This is a genomic window from Hymenobacter saemangeumensis (genome assembly GCF_039541835.1).
Lineage (GTDB): Bacteria > Bacteroidota > Bacteroidia > Cytophagales > Hymenobacteraceae > Hymenobacter > Hymenobacter saemangeumensis.
Genome location: NZ_BAABGZ010000018.1, coordinates 1 through 21,897 on the forward strand (window position 1 = coordinate 1; position 21,897 = coordinate 21,897).

At 60.9% G+C, this 21,897-nt stretch carries 19 protein-coding genes; 10 read left to right on the top strand and 9 right to left on the bottom strand.

Annotation, left to right across the window (positions count from 1 at the left end; all coding sequences use genetic code 11):
* Nucleotides 1-11: 11 nt before the first annotated feature.
* Nucleotides 12-842 (bottom strand): type IIL restriction-modification enzyme MmeI, encoded by an 831-nt coding sequence (locus tag ABD919_RS09070; protein ID WP_345235679.1) that lies wholly within the window; start codon nt 840-842, stop codon nt 12-14.
* A 308-nt stretch (nt 843-1,150) separates the two neighbouring features.
* Nucleotides 1,151-1,546: a VOC family protein gene (locus tag ABD919_RS09075; RefSeq protein WP_345235680.1), complete on the bottom strand. Its 396-nt coding sequence runs from the start codon at nt 1,544-1,546 to the stop codon at nt 1,151-1,153.
* A 310-nt stretch (nt 1,547-1,856) separates the two neighbouring features.
* Here ABD919_RS09075 and ABD919_RS09080 point away from each other — a divergent pair, with 310 nt between their 5' ends.
* The 3 genes from ABD919_RS09080 to ABD919_RS09090 all read left to right on the top strand — a co-directional run bounded on the left by ABD919_RS09080 (nt 1,857) and on the right by ABD919_RS09090 (nt 6,120).
* A complete protein-coding gene (locus tag ABD919_RS09080) occupies nt 1,857-2,483 on the top strand; it encodes a (2Fe-2S)-binding protein (protein ID WP_345235681.1) in 627 nt (208 codons plus the stop codon).
* A gap of 108 nt (nt 2,484-2,591) precedes the next feature.
* Nucleotides 2,592-3,575, top strand: coding sequence for an FAD binding domain-containing protein (locus ABD919_RS09085; RefSeq protein ID WP_345235682.1), 984 nt, complete (start codon nt 2,592-2,594; stop codon nt 3,573-3,575).
* Between the two features lie 220 nt (nt 3,576-3,795).
* Nucleotides 3,796-6,120: a xanthine dehydrogenase family protein molybdopterin-binding subunit gene (locus ABD919_RS09090; RefSeq protein ID WP_345235683.1), complete on the top strand. Its 2,325-nt coding sequence runs from the start codon at nt 3,796-3,798 to the stop codon at nt 6,118-6,120.
* 70 nt (nt 6,121-6,190) lie between these two features.
* Here the strand turns inward: ABD919_RS09090 and ABD919_RS09095 are convergent, their stop codons facing one another.
* From ABD919_RS09095 to ABD919_RS09110, 4 genes are all read right to left on the bottom strand, one after another.
* Nucleotides 6,191-6,544, bottom strand: a complete 354-nt coding sequence (locus ABD919_RS09095; RefSeq protein ID WP_345235684.1) for a hypothetical protein — start codon at nt 6,542-6,544, stop codon at nt 6,191-6,193.
* Between the two features lie 59 nt (nt 6,545-6,603).
* The gene (locus tag ABD919_RS09100; RefSeq protein ID WP_345235685.1) at nt 6,604-7,443 is read right to left on the bottom strand and encodes a hypothetical protein; all 840 of its coding nucleotides are present in this window, start codon (nt 7,441-7,443) and stop codon (nt 6,604-6,606) included.
* Between the two features lie 166 nt (nt 7,444-7,609).
* Nucleotides 7,610-8,176, bottom strand: coding sequence for a DUF4256 domain-containing protein (locus ABD919_RS09105; protein ID WP_345235686.1), 567 nt, complete (start codon nt 8,174-8,176; stop codon nt 7,610-7,612).
* Between the two features lie 52 nt (nt 8,177-8,228).
* Nucleotides 8,229-8,942: a hypothetical protein gene (locus ABD919_RS09110; protein ID WP_345235687.1), complete on the bottom strand. Its 714-nt coding sequence runs from the start codon at nt 8,940-8,942 to the stop codon at nt 8,229-8,231.
* A 147-nt stretch (nt 8,943-9,089) separates the two neighbouring features.
* Here ABD919_RS09110 and ABD919_RS09115 point away from each other — a divergent pair, with 147 nt between their 5' ends.
* From ABD919_RS09115 to ABD919_RS09130, 4 genes are all read left to right on the top strand, one after another.
* Nucleotides 9,090-10,277 (top strand): XdhC family protein, encoded by a 1,188-nt coding sequence (locus ABD919_RS09115; RefSeq protein ID WP_345235688.1) that lies wholly within the window; start codon nt 9,090-9,092, stop codon nt 10,275-10,277.
* The gene (locus tag ABD919_RS09120) at nt 10,265-10,864 is read left to right on the top strand and encodes a nucleotidyltransferase family protein (protein ID WP_345235689.1); all 600 of its coding nucleotides are present in this window, start codon (nt 10,265-10,267) and stop codon (nt 10,862-10,864) included. The genes ABD919_RS09115 and ABD919_RS09120 overlap by 13 nt, the downstream gene beginning before the upstream one ends.
* Before the next feature lie 313 nt (nt 10,865-11,177).
* Nucleotides 11,178-12,593, top strand: coding sequence for an MFS transporter (locus tag ABD919_RS09125; RefSeq protein WP_345235690.1), 1,416 nt, complete (start codon nt 11,178-11,180; stop codon nt 12,591-12,593).
* Between the two features lie 73 nt (nt 12,594-12,666).
* Nucleotides 12,667-13,191, top strand: coding sequence for a DinB family protein (locus ABD919_RS09130; protein WP_345235691.1), 525 nt, complete (start codon nt 12,667-12,669; stop codon nt 13,189-13,191).
* Nucleotides 13,192-13,359: 168 nt separating this feature from the next.
* Here the strand turns inward: ABD919_RS09130 and ABD919_RS09135 are convergent, their stop codons facing one another.
* The 3 genes from ABD919_RS09135 to ABD919_RS09145 all read right to left on the bottom strand — a co-directional run bounded on the left by ABD919_RS09135 (nt 13,360) and on the right by ABD919_RS09145 (nt 17,024).
* The gene (locus ABD919_RS09135; protein WP_345235692.1) at nt 13,360-14,088 is read right to left on the bottom strand and encodes a hypothetical protein; all 729 of its coding nucleotides are present in this window, start codon (nt 14,086-14,088) and stop codon (nt 13,360-13,362) included.
* 276 nt (nt 14,089-14,364) lie between these two features.
* Entirely contained in the window at nt 14,365-16,020 is a 1,656-nt protein-coding gene (locus tag ABD919_RS09140) for an amidohydrolase (RefSeq protein ID WP_345235693.1), read from the bottom strand.
* A gap of 233 nt (nt 16,021-16,253) precedes the next feature.
* Nucleotides 16,254-17,024: an AMP nucleosidase gene (locus ABD919_RS09145; RefSeq protein ID WP_345235694.1), complete on the bottom strand. Its 771-nt coding sequence runs from the start codon at nt 17,022-17,024 to the stop codon at nt 16,254-16,256.
* A 177-nt stretch (nt 17,025-17,201) separates the two neighbouring features.
* On the opposite strand from ABD919_RS09145, the gene ABD919_RS09150 reads away from it, so the two are divergent.
* The 3 genes from ABD919_RS09150 (at nt 17,202) to ABD919_RS09160 (ending at nt 21,698) form a co-directional block, all read left to right on the top strand.
* Entirely contained in the window at nt 17,202-17,663 is a 462-nt protein-coding gene (locus ABD919_RS09150; protein WP_345235837.1) for a type I restriction enzyme HsdR N-terminal domain-containing protein, read from the top strand.
* Nucleotides 17,664-17,840: 177 nt separating this feature from the next.
* Nucleotides 17,841-19,508 (top strand): helix-turn-helix domain-containing protein, encoded by a 1,668-nt coding sequence (locus ABD919_RS09155; protein WP_345235695.1) that lies wholly within the window; start codon nt 17,841-17,843, stop codon nt 19,506-19,508.
* Between the two features lie 285 nt (nt 19,509-19,793).
* On the top strand, nt 19,794-21,698 hold the full coding sequence (locus ABD919_RS09160; RefSeq protein WP_345235696.1) for a glycoside hydrolase family 13 protein: 1,905 nt from the start codon (nt 19,794-19,796) through the stop codon (nt 21,696-21,698).
* Nucleotides 21,699-21,897: the final 199 nt, after the last annotated feature.

Here is a 21,897-nt window from a genome sequence, read left to right on the forward strand (position 1 = left end):
GAGTAGCGCCCTCAAGAAGGTGGCGTTACTCCTTGCCATCCGTCCCTGGGCTTGTGGCTCCATTTAGGATGAACGAATCGCACTTCCGAAAACATGGTGAACAGGCAGCGCACCAGAAACTGGGCCACCACTTCGGAGTGGTGCCCGGCTTTTTCGAGCTGGGCCGAGAGGCGGGCCAGGTGGCCGGCCAGCTCCCGCGTCACGCGGGCGGCGCGGCGGCTGGGGTCCAGGGCGCGGGGCTCCAGCCACACCTGGCGCAGCAGCTGCCGGGTGCTATCCTGGGCCAGGGCGTCCAGCTTGAGGCGGAAGTGGGTCTGGTCGGGGAAGGGCACGTAGGAGTCGCCCACCCCGGCGAAGTTGGCGTACACGTCGAGGCAGTAGCCCACGTCCACCACCAGCACAAACAGGGGTCGGGGCTCGTCGGGCGGCAGGGCGCGCACGTAGCCCAGGGCCTGCTGGCGGGCGGCCTGCATCATCTGCTCCCACTTCACCGAGCCGCGCAGGGCGTGGCCTTTGCGGCGCTTCTCGGGGGCCAGGCCCAGCTCGGCGCGGTCGGCTTTTTCGGCCTGCTGCTGGGCCGTGGGCGAGTCGGTGCCCTGCTTGGTTTCCAGGATAAAGCAGCCCCGCTTGTAGAGGTCGATGCGCCCGGTGCTTTTCTTGGGCCCGTCGTTGAACTGCACGGCGCGCTCCAGCACGTAGGCATCCTGGGCGGGCTGGTCGGTGGTGGGGTCGGGGCGGGGCAGGCCCAGCAGGTCGCAGAGGTCTTGCAGAAACAGGCCGTAGTTGGCACGCTCAGCGCCACCGGCCGGGCGCCAGCGGGCTTCAAAGTCGGGGTAGGTCATTTTTGGCAGAGAATGAGGTGGGGAAGATAGGGGATGGGGGCCCGTTCACCCCACCCCCCGGCCCTCGCCGCTTGATGCGCGGAATCCTCCGGGAGAGGGGGAGCCTGGCGCGAACCCCCACCCCCGGCTCCTCCCCAAAAGGGAGGGGAGCCTGGCGTCTTTAGGACTTCGTCAGGAAGGGGCTGCTGGTATGGCTTAGCTGGCTGGTTGTTCTGGTGGGTTTTCGTTCTGGCGGGGAATGGGAACCCAGAGCCGGCGTAATCGGGGGCGCGTCGCTACCTGCGGTGGGGGTAGGAGAGACCAGGCTGCTATCTGTCTTCTTCGGCTGCCTCGGCGGGCTCCCATAGCTCAATGATGTTGCCCTCGGGGTCGAGGATGTGGACGAACTTGCCGTAGTCGTACTCCGCTATTTCGTCCACAATGGTCACGTTGCTCTGCCGGAGCTCCTCTACCAGCGCGGCGAGGTTTTCAACCCGGTAATTAATCATGAAGGGCTTGGCGGAAGGCTGAAAATAGCGGCTGTCCTGCGGGAAGGTGCACCAGGCTGTGCTGCCTTTCCTCGCGGAGTCGTCGGCCTGCCGCCATTCGAAGGTGGCGCCGTACTCAGTCGTCGGCAGCCCCAGGTTGCGGGCATACCAGTCGTTCATTTCCTGTGGGTTGTTGCATTTAAAGAATACGCCGCCCAGACCGGTTACTTTTTTCATGGTTTTGATGAGTTGTACGCCTAAATGTAGGCTATTTCATTGCAGCCCTTTCCTGGAAAAGTGCGGCTGAGAAAGTGCAGTTGTAGCTGTGGCAGGCGGTGTATGGAGGCAGGCAAGTAAAGTGGAAAAGCGGCTGATTCCAGCGGGTTTTGTCCAGCTTATTTGAAAAAGCAGTTTGCCCATGCGGCTGACCAGGTAGGGCGTCGGCGTAGTATCATGCGCCCTAAGGGGGCGCACTCGCCCCTGCCCAACAGTGGACAAGCGGAAATTTTGATTAACAGCAACCAGCACATCTGCGTATCCTCAAGCTATGCTGCCACCCGACAACCCCCACGACCCGGCCACCTTTGGCCCCAGCGGCCCCTCGCGCCGCTCCTTTCTCAAGCAAACCGGCGGCCTGCTGGGCGTGGTGCTGGCCCCGCCGCTGGCCGGCCAGGCCGCCAGGCTCACGGCCCTCTCCAAAAAGGTGGAAGGCCTGAGCGAGATGAGGCTGAAGGTAAACGGCAGCGAGCGCAGCCTCGTGGCCGAGCCCCGCACCAGCCTGCTCGATGCCCTGCGCGAAAACCTTGACCTCACCGGCACCAAGAAAGGCTGCGACCACGGGCAGTGCGGCGCCTGCACCGTGCTGGTCGATGGCCGCCGCATCAACTCCTGCCTCACCCTGGCCGTGATGAATCAGGGCAAGGAAATCACCACCATCGAAGGCCTGGCGCAAGGGGAGGAGCTGCACCCCATGCAGGCCGCCTTCCTCAAGCACGACGGCTTTCAGTGCGGCTACTGCACCCCCGGCCAGATACTGTCGGCCGTGGCCTGCGTGAAAGAAGGCCACGCCACTTCCGACGCCCAGTGCCGGGAGTGGATGAGCGGCAACCTCTGCCGCTGCGGCGCCTACCCCAACATCCTGGCCGCCGTGCGCGAAGTGGCCAGCAGGTTTTAGGGACTTAGGTTTTAGGGCTTAGAGCAGATAATGTGCACATATCATCTGCCAAACCAAGCTCAACAACATCAACCTAAAACCTAATTCACTAATTCCTAAGCCCTAGCTATGAACAACTTCGCCTACCAAGCTGCCGCCACCGCTAAAGAAGCCACCGGCGCCCTGAAGGACGACAAGCGGGCCGCCTTCATCGGCGGCGGCACCTCACTGCTGGATTTGATGAAGGCCAACATCGAGCAGCACTCCCTGCTGGTCGACATCAACCGCCTGCCGCTGCTGGGCATCGAAAGCACGGGCGGCGGCCTGCGCCTGGGGGCGCTGGAGCGCATGAGCGACGCGGCTGAAAGCGCGCTGGTGCTGCAGGGCTACCCGGCCATCGCCCAGGCCCTGCTGGCTTCGGCCTCGCCGCAGCTGCGCAACATGGCCAGCCTGGGCGGCAACCTGCTGCAGCGCACCCGCTGCGGCTACTTCCGCGACGTGGCCTTTCCCTGCAACAAGCGCCAGCCCGGCTCGGGCTGCCCGGCCCAGGACGGCGACAACCGCAACCTGGCCATTCTGGGCACCAGCCCCGCCTGCATCGCCACCCACGCCTCCGACCTGGCCGTGGCCCTGGTAGCCCTCGACGCCGTGCTGACCCTGGAAAACCCCAAGGGCAAGCAGCGCAAGGTCGGCCTCACCGACTTCTACCTGCTGCCCGGCAGCCACCCCGAGCGCGAAAACGTGCTGGAGCCCGGCGAGCTGATTGTGGCCATTCACGTGCCCGAAGCCGCCCACGCCCGCCGCTCCCTCTACCTGAAGGTGCGCGACCGCGCCTCCTACGCCTTTGCCCTGGTGTCGGCCGCCGTGGGGCTGGACGTGCAAGGGGGCAGCATCCGCTCGGCCCGCGTGGCCTTGGGTGGGGTTGGCACCGTGCCCTGGCGCGCCACCGCCGTCGAAAAAGCCCTGGTGGGGCAGCCGCCCACCGAAGCCGCTTTCCGCAGCGCAGCGGCCTTGGCCGTGCGCGAGGCCGCCCCCCGCGAACACAACAAGTTCAAAGTGGAAATGGCCCAGAAGACGCTGGTGCGCGCTTTGATGGATGTGGCGGCGGGGTAACCCCACCCCCGGCCCTCGCCGCTTGTTGCGCGGAATCCTCCGGGGGAGGGGAGCCTATTCCGAGGGCGGCTTTTTCGCATTAGAAATAAAGTAATAAAAGGCTAGCTGCTTCTCTTTTTTTCTTTTTCCTCAATTGTCAGGCTCCCCTCCCTTTTGGGGAGGGGCCGGGGGTGGGGTTTCGCGGCAGGGCATCTAAATTTTTGTAATAAAACAACTCCCTATGGAAACCGACCCGAAATTCTTTGATACACCCGGTGGCGTGGTGGGCCAGCCGCTGGACCGCGTGGATGGCCGCGAGAAAGTAACCGGCAAGGCCCGGTACTCGGCCGAGTTTCCCTTGCCCGGGCTGCTGTACGCGGTGCTGGCCACCAGCCCCATCGCCAAAGGCCGCGTCCTGAGCATCGATGCAGCCGTGGCCACGCGTGAGCCGGGCGTGGTGGCCGTGCTCACCCACCTCAATATGCCCCGGCTGGCGCGCACGCCCAACACGCCCGAGGCCAAGAAGGACACCAGCGCGCCCATGATGTTCATGCCGCTGACCACGGATGAGATTTTCTACGCCAACCAGCCCGTGGCCCTGGTGCTGGCCGACACCTGGGAGCGGGCCAAGCACGCCGCCACCCTGCTCGACGTGAAGTACCAGGCCGCCGCGCCCGTGGCGGCCTACACCCACCCCAAGGCCGAGCTGTTCGACCCCCTGGCGGTGCAGGACGGCAAGCAGCCCGGCCACACCAGCCGCGGCGATGCCCAGGCCGCCATGGCCAGCGCCCCGGTAAAGCTGAGCGGCACCTTCACCCACCCCGTGTACCACCACAACCCCATGGAAACGGGCTCCACCACCGCCCACTGGGAGGCCCCCGACCGTCTCACGGTGTATGAATCGACGCAGGGCGTGACGCGCACCCAGACTTCCCTGTCCAAGATGCTGGGCCTGCCCCGCGAGCAGGTGCGGGTGGTAACCAAGTACCTGGGCGGCGGCTTTGGCTGCAAAGGCTCCTGCTGGCCCCACACCGTGCTCACGGTGCAGGCCGCCAAGGCCGTGGGCCGGCCCGTAAAGCTTATGCTCACGCGCCAGCAGCAGTTTACCAGCATGGGCCACCGCGAAGACCAGACCCAGACCCTGGCACTGGGTGCCAGCCGCGACGGCAAGCTGCTGAGTTTGATTCACCGCAAAACGTCCACCACCTCGCCCTGGGACAACTACGCCGAGCCCAACAGCCGCGTCATCAACCTGCTCTATGCCTGTCCCAACTTCGAAGCCAAGTACGACATGGCCCGGGCCAACGTCATGACTTCCACGTTTACGCGGGCCCCCGGCGAGGCCCCGGGCTCCTTCGCCATCGAGACCCTGCTCGACGACCTGGCCCACGAGCTGAACCTCGACCCCCTGGAAATCCGCCTGCGCAACTACGCCGACAAAGACTACAGCGTGGACAAGCCCTGGAGCAGCAAAAGCCTGAAGCAGTGCTACGCCCGCGGCGCCGAGCTCATTGGCTGGAGCAAGCGCAACCCCCGGCCCGGCGCCACCCGCGACGGCCGCTACCTGCTGGGCCTGGGCATGGCCACGGCCACCTACCCGGTGCACAACTCCCAGGGCACGGCCCGCGTGCGCCTCTACGCCGACGGCCACGCCGTGGTGCAGAGCGGCGCCACCGACCTGGGCACCGGCACCTACACCGTGATGACGCAGGTGGCCGCCGACGCCCTGGGCCTGCCCCCCGACAAAGTGCGCTTTGAGCTGGGCGACACCACCCTGCCCACGGCGCCCAACTCCGGCGGCTCCGTGGCGGCGGGCACCGTGTCGTCGTCCATCTTCATGGCCGTGCAGGACGTGTGGGCCAAGCTCATCAAGCAGGCCGCAGCCGATAAGAAGTCGCCGCTGTTCCAGGCCAAAGCCGAGGACGTGGAAGTAGTGAAGGGCCGCCTGCAGCTGAAGAAAAGCCCCGCCAAAGGCGAGAACTTCGCCGAGCTGATGAACCGCGCCCAGCTGACCGACGTGGAGGGCCTGGCCCAGGGCAAGTACGGCGCCGGCTACGAAACCGGCCTGGCCGCCAGCCCCGCCGACTCCGGCCACAAAGACGACAAGGCCGGGCACTCCATGCACTCCTTCGGTGCCCACTTCTGCGAGGTGCGCGTCGACCAGGAGCTGGGCATCGCCCGCGTCACGCGCTGGGTGAGCGTGATTGGGGCCGGGCGCATCCTCAACGCCAAAACCGCCCGCAGCCAGATTATCGGCGGCGCCGTGTTCGGCATCGGCTCGGTGCTGATGGAGGAAACCATCCGCGACCAGCGCTACGCCCGCTACACCAACGCCGACCTGGCCGGCTACCACATTCCCGTCAACGCCGACATTCCCGACATGACGGTGGAGTTTGTGGAGGAGAAAGACCCCTACATCAACGCCATGGGCGTGAAAGGCATCGGTGAAATTTCCACCGTTGGCGTGGCTGCCGCCGTGGCCAACGCCATTTTCAACGCCACCGGCAAACGCGTACGCAGCCTGCCCATTACCCCGGAAAAGCTGATGGGCGCCAGTGTGGCATAGAGTGCGGTGGTGCAATAAATAACTGATGTTACGCGCCATCATCACCACCTGCGTAACATCAGTTTAAACGCTATTGGGAAGAAGAAACAGATGCGCTGATTTCAACAACCGACAAGGCAATGACTACTATGATTTCCAGTACGAAATAAAGCACGCCCCAAAAGGTTATTTCCTGCTGCTGATAGAGGAGCAGGCCTATGGTGAGGCAGCAATACAGCAGGTTTGCTACTGCAATAATTCTCAGGAATAGCCCCTGGTTTTTGGGTTTGCTCAGGAAGCAGATAAATGAATAGGCTGCGAATACGCAGGCAATTGCTGTTAAGACGTACAGCACCCTTGGGGGCATCCCGAACAGGTGTTCCAGCCGGGGTAAAACCAGGCCCAGCATAGCCGCGGAAGCTAGTCCACCCAGGCTGTCGAGCAAGAATAGATTTCCTGGCCTGGCTTTAGGTACGAGCTGCTGAAGTCGTTGAGGGAAACTACTTACCATCCGGTTACCAAGAGGTTTCTTGCTGCTGCCTTGCTGCATTTCTGATAAGTGGAGTAGGCTAAAGCTGCTCTCGTTCTAATGTTCTCATTCGTCTCGTTATTTAAGTAGCCAGTAATGGCATCATGGATGGTATAAGCTTCCGGAGCCATCAAGCCCGAAGTCCACACCAGCGGATTAACATTCGCCGCCTTCAAGTGAGGTGAGAAATACCTTTTGCTGTAGCAGGCCAGAATGATTACGCTCCGCTTCTTCTTATCCGTGTTCTGATAGGCATCAGCCAGGCGGAAATCCATCAGGCCGTCGTGCCCGATGTAAGCCAGCAGCTGCGAGTTTCCGCCCACCCCGATTGTCGTGTTATTTACTCTAAGTGTGCCCCTGGATTTTCCGCAGCTGCTGCTAAGAAAATCTTTTGTGCATTGCTTGATGTACCGGCCATCATACGCGTAAGCGACCAGGTAATAGTTCCTGGTTTTGTGTTTAAAGACAAGCTTTTCAAGGATGATGGAGTCGGCTTTTTGAGATTTCAGCAGCGTCCATTCTTTGCTCTTTTTAAAATAGGTCCGTATCCCATTGCCACAGCCCCAGTAAAGGTTGGTGTTGGGGTCCTGGCCGTTACCAATCTTCGGTGAAACGGGTACTATGCCCTGGTATTTATTGTCGCAGAGGGCAACGTATATGTGGATGGTTTTACTGGTGGTATCGAAGGGAGCATAGCGCTCAATAACTTCGCCGATATTCTCGGAACTAGTCTTGGCTTCACTACCATCAGCTTTGCTGTTACAGCTCCAGAACAGGATACACAAAAATGCGAGCAGGGAGGCGTAGTATTTCATCGTGTAGGCTTATGTGGCAACACTCTTAACGCAATAACCACAGCCTTCAGTGTGGCAGGGCTACGTTGTACACAGCCTGGCTGCAGCAGCCTGCCTTCTGTGGCTGAGGATAAATAGGTAACGGCAGCAGGTAGTTATCTCAGGTACTGCTAGCATTATTATCTGCCTAAACCCTGAGCATTCCCCGAAAGCCCCGGGCCGCATAATACGACTGGGCACCGTTGTGATACACGAATACCTGCCCGTAGCGAAAATCGCCGTAAAGTGCGCCGCCGAGCTTGCGGATGGCGTCCGGGGTTTTCAGCCAGCTGGAAGTTTTAGCGTCGAACTTTCCCAGCTGCTGCAGCGCCCGGTATTGCTCTTCTGAGAGCATCTCAATGCCCATTTCCGCCGCCATGTCGACCGCATTATTTGCCGGCCGGTGCTCTTTTCTGGATTCCAGCCCCTCCCGGTCGTAGCACACGCTGCGGCGGCCTGGCGGGCTTTCCGCCGAGCAGTCTGCAAACTGGTATTCGTTGCTGCCGGAGTCATACCCCATTACGTCCGGCTCCCCGCCGCTTCTTTCCATTTCGTGTAGCGACCACAGCTTTTCCGGGCGCTCTTCCAGCCTCGCTTGAATCTCATCCCAATTCAGCCCCTGATGGCGGGCCATGTTTTTCTTAAAGCGGGCCTGCAGTACCTGCAGCAGCTCTTGCTGCTGTGGTAGGGTCAGCTCTTTCGTTTCAGGGGGCATGGCAGCAAGTAGTGGCAATAGAAAAGTCCTGTGCTACGGGAGCGAGGCCACTTTAGCTGCCTGGGGTGGTGGAAGGATGCTTATCGAATAATTTCAGAAATTTTATGAGCAGCGGTCTGATAAAGGTGTAGACAGCGAATCCGATAGCCGCCAACACCAGGATAAAAACCATGGGTAGTATGACGCCGAATGTATAGGTCATTCCGATGATAAAGCCCAGAATGAATTCGGAAAAAAATATAGGGACAACCAGGCTCAGCAGAAGGATGAGGTAAGGGATGTTGTCTAAGAAAGGCGTGTAATTAAAAGTGAATGCGATGGCAATTAAAACGCCGAGTGTTAATCCTGATATGAATAGCAGCATAGGTTTAACCAGCACAGCTTTGTGCCCCGGCCAGCTCAGAGCTCCTCTTTTTTCGATTCTTGCTATTGTTCTTCCCACTAGAATCCAGGTGAGAGCCGGAAGCACAATTGCACCCCACCAATTAGAAATAGAAGGCAGGTCTTTTTGCTGAAGAATATGGTGGCTTGGAACTCCACCATGAAAATGATTCCAAAGAAGCAGCCCGAGAATTAATACTGAAATAATAAGCGTGCTGCCTATTCTTAGGCGTCCTGTATTGAGTGGCTGGGCTGCGTACATACTGGCCATTTTCATGCATTTGTTTTCGGTGAACTTTCTGATAATTACCAGAAAGCCAAAAGGAGAAGAAAGCAGCGGCAGGCAATTGAGCTGCCGCCTTGGTGCCGGCAAGCTACTTCGCAATACTCAGATACCCGCGACTAGCTGCGGAAATGCTTAAAGTTCGCAGCTGCACCAATAAAACCACACCCCAACGGCGGGCGTACTCCCAAGCAGGACACTACCTGCTGTACCCCGACTCCCCACCTGCTGTACCCCGACTCCCCGCCCATGACCGAGCTGCAACGCCTCCTCCAGGCTTACGATGCCCACCGCGCCGTCGGCCGCGCCTGCGCCCTGGCCACGGTGGTCGACGTGGCCGGCTCGGCCTACCGCCGCCCCGGGGCCCGCATGCTGGTCACGGCCGAAGGCCAGCTCACGGGCTCCATCAGTGGGGGCTGCCTGGAGGGCGATGCCCGCCGCCGCGCCCGCCAATGCCTGGAGCGTGGGCTGCCCCAGCTCATCACCTACGACTCGACCGATGCCGCCGACGACCTGCAGTTTGGAGCGGCCCTGGGCTGCCAGGGCATCGTGCAGATTCTGCTGGAGCCTCTGGACTACACCCGCCCCGACAATGCGCTGGAGCTGCTGCGCAGCTGGGCCGCCGGTGTGCAGGCCCCGGCCGTGGTAGCTACCGTATTCAGCCTGGCGGGAGGGCAAGCGCCCGCCCGGCTCGGGCAGCGGCTGCTGCTGCAGGCCGATGGGCTGGTGCAGGGCACCTTGCCGGCCACTTCGGCCCTTTATGCGACCATTCTCGCCGATGCGCGGGCAGCCCTGGCTGCAAACCGGCCCGCCACCCACAGTTATGCCGCCGGCCCCGGCACGGTGCAGCTGAGCCTGGAAATTCTGCGGCCCCCGCTGCGCCTGCGGGTGTTTGGCGCCGGCAACGACGTGCAGCCCCTGGTGCGCCTGGCTGCCGGCCTGGGCTGGCAGGTGGAGGTGCTCGACGGCCGCCCGGCCCTGGCCCAGCCCACCCGCTTCCCGGAAGCAGTGGCCGTGCGCGTGCTGCCCATCGCCCAAGTGCCCACGCTGCCCCTCGATGAAAGCTACGTGCTGCTCATGAGCCACAACTACCACTACGACCTGGCCGTGCTGCAGCACCTGCTGGCCGCGCCCCCGCCTTATATCGGCCTGCTGGGGCCACGCAAAAAGTACCAAACCCTGCTGCAGGACCTAAGCCAAACCGAGCCCACTGCCGCCCAGCGGCTGGCAGATGCCCTGCACAGCCCGGTGGGGCTGAACCTGGGCGCCGAAACCCCGGAGGAAATTGCGCTTTCCATCGTGGCGGAAATTCAGGCCGTAGCGGCGGGCCGCCCCGCCGGCTTCCTGCGCGACTCCCCGCTGCCCATTCACGCTCCGCTGCACCGGGTAGGAGAGCAGCCGGCCACACCTACAGCCGTAGCGGTATGCAGTCGGTAGGCGTGCTGCTGCTGGCGGCGGGCGCCTCCACCCGGCTGGGGCAGCCCAAGCAGCTGCTGCCCTTCCAGGGAAAGTCCCTGCTGCGCCGCGCGGCGGAAACAGCGTCGGCAACCGGCTGTGGCCCGGTGGTGCTGGTAACCGGGGCCTTGCACGACGAGCTGCTGCCCGAGGTAGCGGGGCTGCCGGTGGCCGCGGTTCGCAACCTGCGCTGGGCCGACGGCATGAGCAGCTCCATTGCTGCAGGCCTGGCATACCTCGAAGCCCGGGCGCCGGCTCTGGAGGCCGTGCTGGTGCTGGTGTGCGACCAGCCCCTGCTGACCGTCGACGTGCTGCAGCAGCTCATTGCCCGGTTTCAGCCAGAGCGCCCACCCGTAGTGGCTTCGGCTTATGCCGGGGTGCGCGGCGTGCCGGCCCTGTTCAGCCGGGCGCTGTTTGGCGAGCTGCGTCAGCTGAGTGGCCCGGCCGGGGCGCGGGAGCTGCTGCACCGCTATTCAGATGTGGCGGCAGTTGATTTTCCCGGCGGCGTAGTCGACGTAGACACCATGGAGCAGTACAACGCCCTGGTGCAGCACTCAGCCGAAGCGTAATGGCGACCAGAGTGTATTTGTAGCGTGGACTCTGCGAGTCCGCGCGGATGAACGTTCACACGCGCGGACTCGCAGAGTCCACGCTACACCCACCGCGCAACCGCGCTAAAAGACCGTTATGCCTTTTAACGCCTTAAAGGGGGGCACAACCTGGAAACTATAGTAAGGCCATCCAACCACAATGCAGACCTGGCCGGCATCTCATTTCCGGCTTACCCCGCCTGTCTGGTTTCGCACATGACGCTTCGTGGGCAGGGGAGGGGTTCAGGGCAACTCCGCTATCTTGCCCACCACTTACCACTCTTCCCCTGCAATGTCAACCTCCAGCACCGCCGTTGCGGCTTCCGCGCCGGCCATTGAAAAAGACAACAAGCGCATCACCCGCGGCTGGGCCATGTACGACTGGGCCAACTCAGTGTACCCGCTGGTTATTACCTCCAGCATCTTTCCCATTTACTGGGGCGCCGTAACCAAAGACATCAACCCCACCGACATAGTGGACTTCCTGGGCTTCAAGGTGCCGGGGTCTTCGCTGCTGACCTATGCCATTTCGGCGGCCTTCCTGCTCATCGCGCTGGTTAGCCCGTTTCTGACTTCGCTGGCTGACTTTTCGGGTCGCAAAAAGCTGTTTCTCCAGTTTTTCTGCTACCTCGGGGCCGCAGCCTGCGCCGGGCTTTATTTTTTCACCAAGGATACCCTCACCGTTTCCACGTTTGTCTTCATCCTGGCCACGGTGGGCTTTTCCGGCAGCATCGTGTTCTACAATTCCTATCTGCCGGATATCAGCAGCGAGGAGAAGTACGACTCGCTTTCCGCCCGCGGCTTTTCCATGGGCTACATCGGCTCGGTGCTGCTGCTCGTGCTATGCCTGGTGCTTATTGAAGGCCACGAAATGTTTGGCCTGGCCAAAGGCCACGCCACGCGCCTCAGCTTTCTGCTCACCGGCCTCTGGTGGGTAGGCTTTGCCCAGATTCCCTTCTTCACCCTGCCGGCCGACCCGGGCCGGCCCGCCGGTGCCGTCACCGAGGGCGGCTGGCTACTCAACGGCTTCCGCGAGCTGGGCAAGGTGTGGGCTCAGCTTAACCAGCTGCCCAACCTCAAGCGCTTTCTGCTGGCATACTTCACCTACAACATGGGGGTGCAGACGGTGATGTACGTGGCCACTATTTTCGGCGACAAAGTGCTCAATCTGGAAAGCAAGGAGCTCATCATTACCATTCTGCTGCTGCAGCTGGTAGGTATTCTCGGGGCTTACCTGTTTGCCAAGCTTTCGGACCGTATCGGCAACACCCGGGCCCTTAGCTGGGCCGTTTTTATCTGGATGCTGATATGCATTGGCGGCTACTTTGTGCAAAAGGGCTGGAGCTTCTTTGCCCTGGCTTCCATCATTGGCCTGACGATGGGCGCCATCCAAAGCCTGTCGCGCAGCACCTACTCCAAGATTATTCCCGAGAACACGCCCAACACGGCTGCCTTCTTCAGCTTTTTTGACGTCACCGAAAAGCTCAGCATCGTCATCGGCACGGCTGTTTTCGGCATTATTGCCCAGCTCACGGGCTCCATGCGCAACAGCATTCTGTCGCTCATCGTGTTCTTCATCCTGGGCCTGGGCTTCCTGCTCACCCTGCGCGGCAAAAAGCTGCGCGAAGCCACTGGGCCTTCCGAAGCCACGGTGCCGGGCCCCCCGCCGGCATCAGCCACGGCCAGCACGCCGGCCACGCCAAAGTAAAACCGGCGCGCTTGCGTCTCTGCCTGAAGCAAGCCATTTTGCTAACCCAAAGCCCACCTAATCCTTCCCGTTTATGCCCGATACCGCCACCGCTGCCCCCTCCCTGCAAACCGCCCTGGGCCAGGAGCTCAAGCGCGAGCTCGCCCTCACCCGCCGCCTGCTCGAGCGCGTGCCCACCGAACAGTTTGGCTGGAAGCCGCATCCCAAAAGCATGAGCCTGGGCACCCTGGCTTCGCACATGGCCAACCTGGTAGGCTTCCTGCAGATGTCGCTGCAGGGCCCCGAGACCGACATGGCCACGGTGCAGTTCCCTGCCTCGCCCACCGAAACCGACGAGGTGCTACGCCGCTTCGACCTCAACGCCGAGAACATCCAGCAAGCCCTTGCTGGTGTCGACGACGCCACCTTCCACGATATGTGGACCATGCGCCGCGGCGAGCAGGTGTTCATAACCATCCCCCGCACGGCCGTAGCCCGGGTGCTGGTGCTCAACCATCTCATCCACCACCGCGGCCAGATGAGCGTGTACCTGCGCCTGCTCGACATCCCCGTGCCCGCCATCTACGGCGGCTCAGCCGATGAGAACCCGCAGGGGTAATGTGTTGATTTTTTGAGGTGCTGAACAAACGTGTCATTGCGAGGGCGCAGCCCGTGGCAATCTGTCCTCTCTGAGCGACCAACCTACTAATGTAAAAAGCCCTGTCGCCAGTATTGACGGCAGGGCTTTTCATATTAGTAGGCTGCGAACAGTTGTAGTGCGACCTGTTTACCTGTAATAATAAAAAAAGCTGCCCTCATGATTTCTGTCAAGGGTTTCTTTTGATTGAATGTGAAGCCCAAAACGGTGCCTGGTCCAATAATTGAATTCGTCATACTGCTTTAGTAAGTCAAAGTAGCTGTCTTCTATTGTTTTAAAAATGGCTTCTTTCTTAAGTTCCGCCTTTTGCTCATCGGTAAAAACAAAAAGGGTTGTGCTGTAAAAACAACGAGAAAAAAGCCAGATTCTGTTGTCTGCAAATGCCCTTTGTAAAGTGTCAATCTTCTCCCGAGGAATGCTTTCATTGGCTTCTGAAACCGCAGATTCTTCTAAACTGAAATAGACGACATAAATATCATCCCTAATTGGCAACCTGTTAAAAATAGTATGAAACTGCAAGTTGATGACGGGCTTCTGTTTGCTCGCTAGTTCAATATACTTGTGCGCTATTGCTGTTTCTTTGTCTACATCTTTTTCTTTCCAATCCTGACCGCCTTGATATAATGTTGTTTTGTCTTCATTTGAATTCAGGTAAATGTAAAGGCTGAGTTTTTTTGAGTGCCTTTGGAATTTCCTAGAGATATGTAGTACCGATACACTATACTCTTGCGAAATCCAGCTGGCTAATGGTTCAAAGCGTTGGTCGATTGTTTGCAAACCCTGTTTGACGCGCTTTGCTTCCTGATACATGGAATCAGAGGGAAAGTCAGAGAAGAAGTCAGCGTTTGTGTCGGACATAGTTCATAGGAGGATTAATTCTGCTGCCATCTACGGCAACTCGGCTGATGAGGGACCGCAGGGGTAGGTGATGGGCTGGTGCGTTCGGCCTCTATCATGGCGAGCGAAACGTGGCAATCCTTCCTCTCTGAGCGACCAGTCTTCTATTGTGAAAAGCCCTGTTGCCTGAATGGATGGCAGGGCTTTTTTATTGGTCACATCTCAAAGCGACTGTGTGCTAGAGGAAGGATTGCCGCGCTCCACTTCGCTACGCTCGCAATGACACGGCTTTCCGCATCATTTCACCGAAAACACCTTTTTCCCGCCTATCCACGTCTGCTGCACGGGTAGGGTGCGCAGCTTTTCGGCGGGGGCGGTGAGCAGGTCGGCGCTCAATACCACGAAGTCGGCCAGTAGGCCGGGCTTTATCTGGCCTTTGCGCTTTTCCTCGAAGCCGGCGTGGGCGGCCCAGGTGGTCATGCCGCGCAGGGCAGCTTCGCGGGAAATGGCGTTTTCGGGCTGGAAGCCGCCGCTGGGATAGTTTTTGGCATCCTGGCGCGCTACGGCCGAGTGAAAGCCGTACAGCGGGTTGATGTCTTCGACGGGGAAGTCGGAGCCCAGGGCCAGCTGCCCGTACTGCTTCAGCAGCTCGCGGTAGGCGTAGGCGGTTTTCACGCGCTGGGCACCCAGCCGCTCGCCGGCCCAGTACATGTCGGACGTGGCGTGGGTGGGCTGCACCGAGGGCACGATGCCAAACTGCCCGAACTTGGGCATGTCGGCGGGCGTCACCACCTGGGCGTGCTCGATGCGCCAGCGCCGGTCTTTCTGCCCGGCCAGGGCCTCGCCGTAGATGTTGAGAATAAGCCGGTTGGCTGAGTCGCCAATAGCGTGGGTGTTCATCTGAAACTTGCTGGCCGCCAGCTCTTTTGCCAGGGCCCGAAATTCTTTTTCCGTGGAAAGCAGGAAGCCGGTTTCCTTGGGCCGGTCGGCGTAGGGATGCACCAGGCAGGCCCCGCGCGAGCCCAGGGCCCCGTCGGCATACACCTTAAAAGAGCTGACGCTGAGCTGGTCGGTTTGCACCGGGCCGCTTTTCAGGTAATGCTCCTTGTTGGGCGCCGTGGGGTTGAGCATGGCGTAGAGACGCAGGTGCAGCTTGCCGTCCTTCTGTAGGGTGGCCATCTGCTCGATGTTGGCGCGGTCCAGGCCAGCGTCGGCGAGGCTGGTCAGGCCCACGGCCAGGCACTTTTCCTGGCCCTGCAGCAGCAGGGTGGCGGCTTCGGCGGGCGTGGGCTCGGGAATCTTGCTGCTCACAAGCTTGGTCGCGTTATCGACAAGCAGGCCGGTGAGCTTGCCCTGGGCGTTGCGCGCAATCACGCCGCCGCTGATGGGCGTGCGGGCCGTGACGCCGGCCAGGTCCAGGGCTTTCTGGTTGGCCAGCGCAGCGTGCCCGTCCACGCGGGTGATGAGCACGGGCACATCGGGAAACAGCCGGTCCAGGGTGTCTTTGGTGGGGAACTGCTTGCCGGGCCAGTCGTTCTGGTCCCAGCCCCGGCCCGTGAGCCAGGCGGCCTGCGGGTACTGCCGGCGCTGGGCCTGCAGCTGCTGCACCACCTCGGCCCAGGAGGCCGTGCCCACCAGGTTGGCGCTGCTCAAGCCCAGGGAGTAGCGGTAGAAGTGGCAGTGCGCGTCGTAAAAGCCGGGGTAGATAAACTGTCCTTGGGCATCCACTTGCTCGGCAGCCTCAAAGCGGCCCTGCAGGTCGGCGGTGCTGCCCACGGCCACGAACCGGCCATCCTTCACGGCAAAGGCCTGGGCTTTGGAAAAGGTGGAGTCCACGGTGTACACCGTGGCGTTGGTCACCAGCAGGTCTACTTTTTCGCGGTTGTTGCCGCAGCTGGCCAGTAAGCCCAGGGCCAGGCTGGCGGCGAGGCTGAATTTGGTATTGACGGTCAATGCGTTGCTTTTAAAAGGCTAAATGAAAAAGAACGTCATGCTGAGCGAAGTGAAGCATCTTGCCCGCAGCAGCAACTCCATTCGATTGGATTGCTGCTGCGGGCAAGATGCTTCGTCTCTGCTTGATGCGCAGAATGCTCAGCATGACGTTCTATTGGTGCGGCATGACGCGCTGCTACAGCATGACGTGCCAAAAAATCAGCGAAATCAGTTAAATCAGCGGCAATCAGCGATTATTCGAAGCGCATGTGCTTTACCGACTCCCCGGAGTTTTGCAGCTCCTGCAGGCTTTCGATGCCAATCTGCAGGTGCTGCTTCACGAAGTTGGTCGTTACCTTCGAGTCCGATTCAGAGGTTTTCACGCCCTCGGGTGTCATCGGGTTGTCGCTCACCAGCAGCAGGGCGCCATGCGGAATGTCGTTCATGAAGCCGCAAACGAAAATGGTAGCGGTTTCCATGTCCACAGCCAGGGCCCGGATGCGGCGCAGGTAGTCCTTGAACTCGGCGTCATGCTCCCACACGCGGCGGTTGGTGGTGTACACCGTGCCGGTGAAGTAGTCGAGCTCGTGCTTTTTAATCATGCTGCTCACGGCCCGCTGCAAGCGGAAGGAGGGCAGGGCGGGCACTTCCTTGGGCAGGTAGTCGTCGGAAGTACCATCGCCGCGGATGGCCGCGATGGGCAGCACCAGGTCGCCGAGCTTGGTTTTCTTCAGGCCGCCGCACTTGCCCAGGAACAGGGCCGCCTTGGGCTTGATGGCGCTCAGCAGGTCCATCACCGTGGCGGCCATGGGCGAGCCCATGCCGAAGTTGACGATGGTGATGCCGTGGGCCGTAGCCGTCTGCATGGGCTTGTCGGTGCCCCGCACCTCGCAGCCAAACTGCTCGGCAAACATGTACACGTAGTTGCTGAAGTTGGTGAGCAGCACGTACTGCCCGAAGTCGCTCAGCGGCACGCCGGTGTAGCGCGGCAGCCAGTTATTTACAATTTCCTCTTTGGTTTTCATAAGGTCAATGGTTCAATGGGGCAATGGGTGAATGGGTGAATTGGTGAATGGATAAATGAGCTGCGGGTTGAGACAAGGAATTCGGGTTACTGAATGGGTACAGAACGACCCTGTGAGTTATTCACTCATTCACCCATTCACCCATTCACCCATTGATAAAAGGTACCTTTGGAGGTGATGCAAGCCCTTGACCTGCCGCCTTTCGAAGCCAAACTTACGCAATCGGCCACAAATCAGCCACTCATCTGGGACGGGCTGCGCCGCAAGCACGTCGTGCTCACCCCCGAGGAGTGGGTGCGGCAGCACGTGGTGCACTACCTCATCGACCACCTGGGCTACCCCCGCGGCCTGCTGGCCCTGGAGCGCGGCCTGCGCTACAACCAGCGCCAGAAGCGCACCGACCTGCTGGCCCTCAACCACCAGGGCCAGCCCCTGCTGCTGGTGGAGTGCAAGGCCCCCACGGTGCCCATCACCGCCGAAACCGCCCGCCAGGCCACCACCTACAACCAAACCATCGGCGCCCCCCTGCTGCTGCTCACCAACGGCCTGGTGCATTACTGCTGGCGCGTGAACTTTGAAACGCGTAGCAACCAGCGCCTGGCCGAAATTCCGCCGTTTGAAGCGGCCGTGGGAATGTAGTTAGTTATGAGTTATGAGTTATGAGTTATGAGTTATGAGTTATGAGTTATGAGTTATGAGTTATGAGTTATGAGTTATGAGTTATGAGTTATGGTTCAGTTCTCCATTCTTGTAAATTGTTAATTACTAATTATTAATTACTAATTGCTAATTAATATACTGCAATCTGCCTCACTCATGCACTTTTTCCGCGGCCTGCTGCTTGCTCTGTTTGCCCTGCTGATGGCGGGCACCGGCACAGGCAGCGCCCAGACCACGTCGGCGCATACCTACCACTTCGTAATCACCAGCCTGCCGGCTAATACCCCGCACGATGCCGCACTCTACCTGGTGGGCTCGTTCAACCGCTGGCAGCCGGCCGATGCGCGCTTTCGCTTCCGCCGGCAGGCCGACGGCAGCTGGGAGGTGGCCGTGCCCAGCAGCCAAACCCGCCTGGAGTACAAGGTGACGCGCGGCAGTTGGGCGTCGACAGAGGGAAGTGGAAGCGGGGAGGTGCGCGAAAACCGGGTGGCGACGGCCGCCGAGGCCCGCTCCGGGCCCATTGAAATCCGCATTCGCAGCTGGGAAGACCTGAGCGGCACCTTTCAGTTTTACTCGCTCTACGACCTGCTGCTGCTCTTTTCCTGCTTTCAGGGCCTGCTGCTGCTGGTGGCCATACCCAGCATTCAGCACTACAACCGGGCGGCCAACCGCTGGCTGCTGCTGCTGCTGGGCATCTCGGCCCTGCTCACGCTGGTGAAGGTGGTGAGCGGTTACCGCGAGGTGGCCAATGCCCTGCCCAAGCTCATGCTGGTGCCCGACTTCATCTGGTTTCTCTACGGCCCGCTGTTTTACTTCTACATCCGGCGCCTGCTGTTTGCCGAGCAGATTCCCGGGCGGCGCTGGGCCCTGCACTTCCTGCCCGCCGGCCTGCAGCTGCTGGCTTACCTGCCGTACTTTTTGCTCGATGGCTATGACTTCCAAATCAAGCTCGTCAGCCACGACCCGGTGCTGCGCGGGGTGCTGCTGGGGGCCGGGCTGGCGGCCCTGCTCAGCAACGCAGCCTACTGGCTGGCCAGCCGCCGCAGCATTGAGGCCTACACCCGGCAGTACCAGGCCAGCGTGTCGTTCGAGCAAAACCTGAGCTACCTCAAGGCGGTGCTCGGCATTCAGGCTGTATGCCTGGGCTTGTGGGCCTTCCTGTTCGGGGTGGTGCTGGCCAGCCGCTTCGTAGCCTTCGACGTCTACACCATAGCCGACCGCAACGTCGACATCATCTGGCTGGCATTTTCGACCATACCTTACTTCCTGGGCTACGTGGCCATTCACCAGCCCGAAATTTTCAAGCTGCGCCTGGAGCCGGCAGCTCCGGCCCTGGCAACTGTCCCGGAGCTGGAACCAGTGCCGGCCAAGCCTGAGCCGGGCAGTATGGAGCCCGCGCCCAGCCCGGTGCCATATGCCGTACCGCAGGAGCCAGCCCCCCGCGCCGCTGCCCGGCCCGCTCCCTTGCCCGACCTCGACGCCCAGGTGCAAGCCGTGGCTGCCTACATGGCCCAGCACCGGCCCTACACCAACCCCAGCCTGACCATACACGAGCTGGCCGCCGGCCTGCAGCTGCCGCCCCACGTGCTGTCGCGGGTTATCAACGAGGGCTTCGGCAAGAACTTCTTCGACTTTGTCAACTCCTACCGCGTCGAGGCCCTGAAGCAGCGCATGGACGACCCCCGCGCCCGGCAGTTTACCCTGCTCAGCCTGGCCTTTGAGGTAGGCTTCAACTCCAAAACGGCCTTCAACCGGGCCTTTAAAAAGCAGACCGACCAGACGCCCCGCGAATACTTCAGCGGCGCAGTGCAGGAGCTTGAATAGCGCCCGGCTTAGGGCCGTTCAACAGGGAAGAAGCAGCGTGGGCAAGCCGGCCAGCGTGCCATCTTTGGAAGGTGGTACCAATTGGCCCTTAGGGTACTGGGTTGATTTTCTGATGCTTGCTTTAATTGGTTGAGTAAGTGCGCCGGCCCGGCCAAAGTGGGCCGGCAGGGGAGAAGTGGGGGGCTAGGTTTGGCCTGCCGTTCCGGGTTCAGCACCTGGGAACCGGCCCTGCACCTGCTCATCTCCCACCCGCGGCCAGCTGTGCCGCCTATTCCCACTGTTCAAATGAACACCTGCAAATTCCTGCTCACGGCCTGGCTGCTGGCCTGCCTGCAGCTCACTTCCCAGGCCGCCACCCCGCCCCCGGCAGCCCCTCAGAAACCGGCGCCCATCACCCGCATCGACCCTACTTTCTGGTGGGTGGGCATGAAAAACCCCCGGCTGCAGCTGCTGGTGCACGGCCCCGGCATTGCCGAGAGCAAAGTAGAAATGCCAGCCTACCCGGGCGTGACGCTCGACGGCTTCCAGCGCCTGGAAAGCCCCAACTACCTCCTGGTTAACCTTACCATCAGCCCCCAGGCCCGCCCCGGCAAGCTGCGCCTGCAGTTCAGCGGCCCCCGCAAAGCCAGCTACGACTACGAGCTGCGGGCCCGCACTACCCCCAACGACCCCAGCAAGGTGCAGGGCATCAGCAGCGCCGACTTCATCTACCTGCTCATGCCCGACCGGTTTGCCAACGGCGACCCCAAAAACGACAACATCAAAGGCATGCGCGCCCCCGTGGTGGCCCGCGACTCCATGTACGCCCGGCACGGCGGCGACCTGAAAGGCATAGCAGACCATTTCGACTATTTCAAGGAGCTGGGCGTCACGGCCATCTGGCCCACGCCCATTGTCGAGAACGACATGCGCAAAGTGAGCTACCACGGCTACGCCCTGACCGACTACTACAAGGTAGACCCCCGCTATGGCTCCACCGACGACTACGTGCGCTTCGTGCAGCGGGCCCACCAGCAGGGGCTGAAGGTGATTCATGACGTGGTGCTCAACCACATGGGCAGCGAGAACTACCTGTTCAAGGACCAGCCCGCCAAGGACTGGTTTCACCAGTGGCCCACTTTCACCCGCGGCAACTACCGCGACGGCACCGTGAACGACCCCTATGTGTCGGCCCTGGACCGTCAGCTGTTCAGCACCACCTGGTTTGATACTTCCATGCCCGACCCGGCCCAGGAAAACCCGCTGGTGGCTACCTACCTCATCCAGAACTTCCTGTGGTGGGTGGAGCTGGCCGGCTTCGACGGCTACCGCATCGACACCTACACCTACTCCGACCCAAAATTTCTTATGGACTGGGGCCAGGCCATTCTCGACGAGTACCCCCGCCTGGGCATGTTCGGCGAAACCTGGATGCAGCCCGCCGAAGGCGTGTCGCAGCAGGCCTTTTGGGTCCGCAACGTGTTTCCGCCCGTCAACGGCTTCAAGAGCAACCTGCCCGGGGCCATCGACTTCCTGCTGCACAGCGCCATTCAGGAGGCCCTGACCAAGGAAGCCGGCTGGGCCGAGGGCATTGCCAAGCTCTACTACACCCTGCAGGGCGACTGGATGTACGAAGACGCCGGCCGCAACGTCCTTTTCCTCGACAACCACGACGTGAGCCGCATCTTCTCGGTGCTGGGCGAAGACCTGCGCAAGCAGAAAATGGCCCTGGCCTGGCTGCTCACCTGCCGCGGCATTCCGCAGCTGTACTACGGCACCGAGGTGCTGATGAAAAACTTCTCCAACCCCGACGGCCTGGTGCGTGCCGACTTCCCCGGCGGCTGGCCCGCTGACAAGCGCAGCGCGTTCACCGCTGCCGGCCGCACACCCCAGGAAGAGGAGATGTTCAGCTACGTGCGCACCCTGGCCCAGTACCGCAAAACCCACCCCGTGCTGCACAGCGGCAAGCTCATGCACTTCGTGCCCGAGAATGGGGTGTATACCTACTTCCGCTACGACGAGCAGGGCAACACGGTGATGGTGATGATGAACGGCAGCCAGGAAGCCAAAGCCGTGGACATGGCCCGCTTCGCCGAGCGTACCAAAGACTACACTGCCGCCCGCGACGTGCTGAGCGGGGCGGCCGTAGCCGACCTGCAGAAGGTGAGCGTACCACCCTACACCGCCCTGGTGTGGGAGCTGCGCCGATAAGCCCTTAAATGGGCTTAGCCAGGCTGGATAAACCAGCGTTTCCGCCAGCAGAATAGCCGCCGGCTATTCGTAAATCAGAATTTTTTGCCATCATCAGAAACATTTTTATTTCTAAGTCTTATCGGCTTTGAGTCGACAAGCCCCCCGCAACAGCTCGCTCCTGATAAATGATTATATGCCAGAGGCCTGGCGGCAGTAC

What these genes read in the sequence shown, in the direction of transcription:
- ABD919_RS09070 (WP_345235679.1), bottom strand. Translation starts at nt 842, where the DNA reads ATGACCTACCCCGACTTTGAAGCCCGCTGGCGCCCGGCCGGTGGCGCT.
- ABD919_RS09075 (WP_345235680.1), bottom strand. Translation starts at nt 1,546, where the DNA reads ATGAAAAAAGTAACCGGTCTGGGCGGCGTATTCTTTAAATGCAACAAC.
- ABD919_RS09080 (WP_345235681.1), top strand. Translation starts at nt 1,857, where the DNA reads ATGCTGCCACCCGACAACCCCCACGACCCGGCCACCTTTGGCCCCAGC.
- ABD919_RS09085 (WP_345235682.1), top strand. Translation starts at nt 2,592, where the DNA reads ATGAACAACTTCGCCTACCAAGCTGCCGCCACCGCTAAAGAAGCCACC.
- ABD919_RS09090 (WP_345235683.1), top strand. Translation starts at nt 3,796, where the DNA reads ATGGAAACCGACCCGAAATTCTTTGATACACCCGGTGGCGTGGTGGGC.
- ABD919_RS09100 (WP_345235685.1), bottom strand. Translation starts at nt 7,443, where the DNA reads ATGAAATACTACGCCTCCCTGCTCGCATTTTTGTGTATCCTGTTCTGG.
- ABD919_RS09105 (WP_345235686.1), bottom strand. Translation starts at nt 8,176, where the DNA reads ATGCCCCCTGAAACGAAAGAGCTGACCCTACCACAGCAGCAAGAGCTG.
- ABD919_RS09115 (WP_345235688.1), top strand. Translation starts at nt 9,090, where the DNA reads ATGACCGAGCTGCAACGCCTCCTCCAGGCTTACGATGCCCACCGCGCC.
- ABD919_RS09120 (WP_345235689.1), top strand. Translation starts at nt 10,265, where the DNA reads ATGCAGTCGGTAGGCGTGCTGCTGCTGGCGGCGGGCGCCTCCACCCGG.
- ABD919_RS09125 (WP_345235690.1), top strand. Translation starts at nt 11,178, where the DNA reads ATGTCAACCTCCAGCACCGCCGTTGCGGCTTCCGCGCCGGCCATTGAA.
- ABD919_RS09130 (WP_345235691.1), top strand. Translation starts at nt 12,667, where the DNA reads ATGCCCGATACCGCCACCGCTGCCCCCTCCCTGCAAACCGCCCTGGGC.
- ABD919_RS09135 (WP_345235692.1), bottom strand. Translation starts at nt 14,088, where the DNA reads ATGTCCGACACAAACGCTGACTTCTTCTCTGACTTTCCCTCTGATTCC.
- ABD919_RS09145 (WP_345235694.1), bottom strand. Translation starts at nt 17,024, where the DNA reads ATGAAAACCAAAGAGGAAATTGTAAATAACTGGCTGCCGCGCTACACC.
- ABD919_RS09150 (WP_345235837.1), top strand. Translation starts at nt 17,202, where the DNA reads ATGCAAGCCCTTGACCTGCCGCCTTTCGAAGCCAAACTTACGCAATCG.
- ABD919_RS09155 (WP_345235695.1), top strand. Translation starts at nt 17,841, where the DNA reads ATGCACTTTTTCCGCGGCCTGCTGCTTGCTCTGTTTGCCCTGCTGATG.
- ABD919_RS09160 (WP_345235696.1), top strand. Translation starts at nt 19,794, where the DNA reads ATGAACACCTGCAAATTCCTGCTCACGGCCTGGCTGCTGGCCTGCCTG.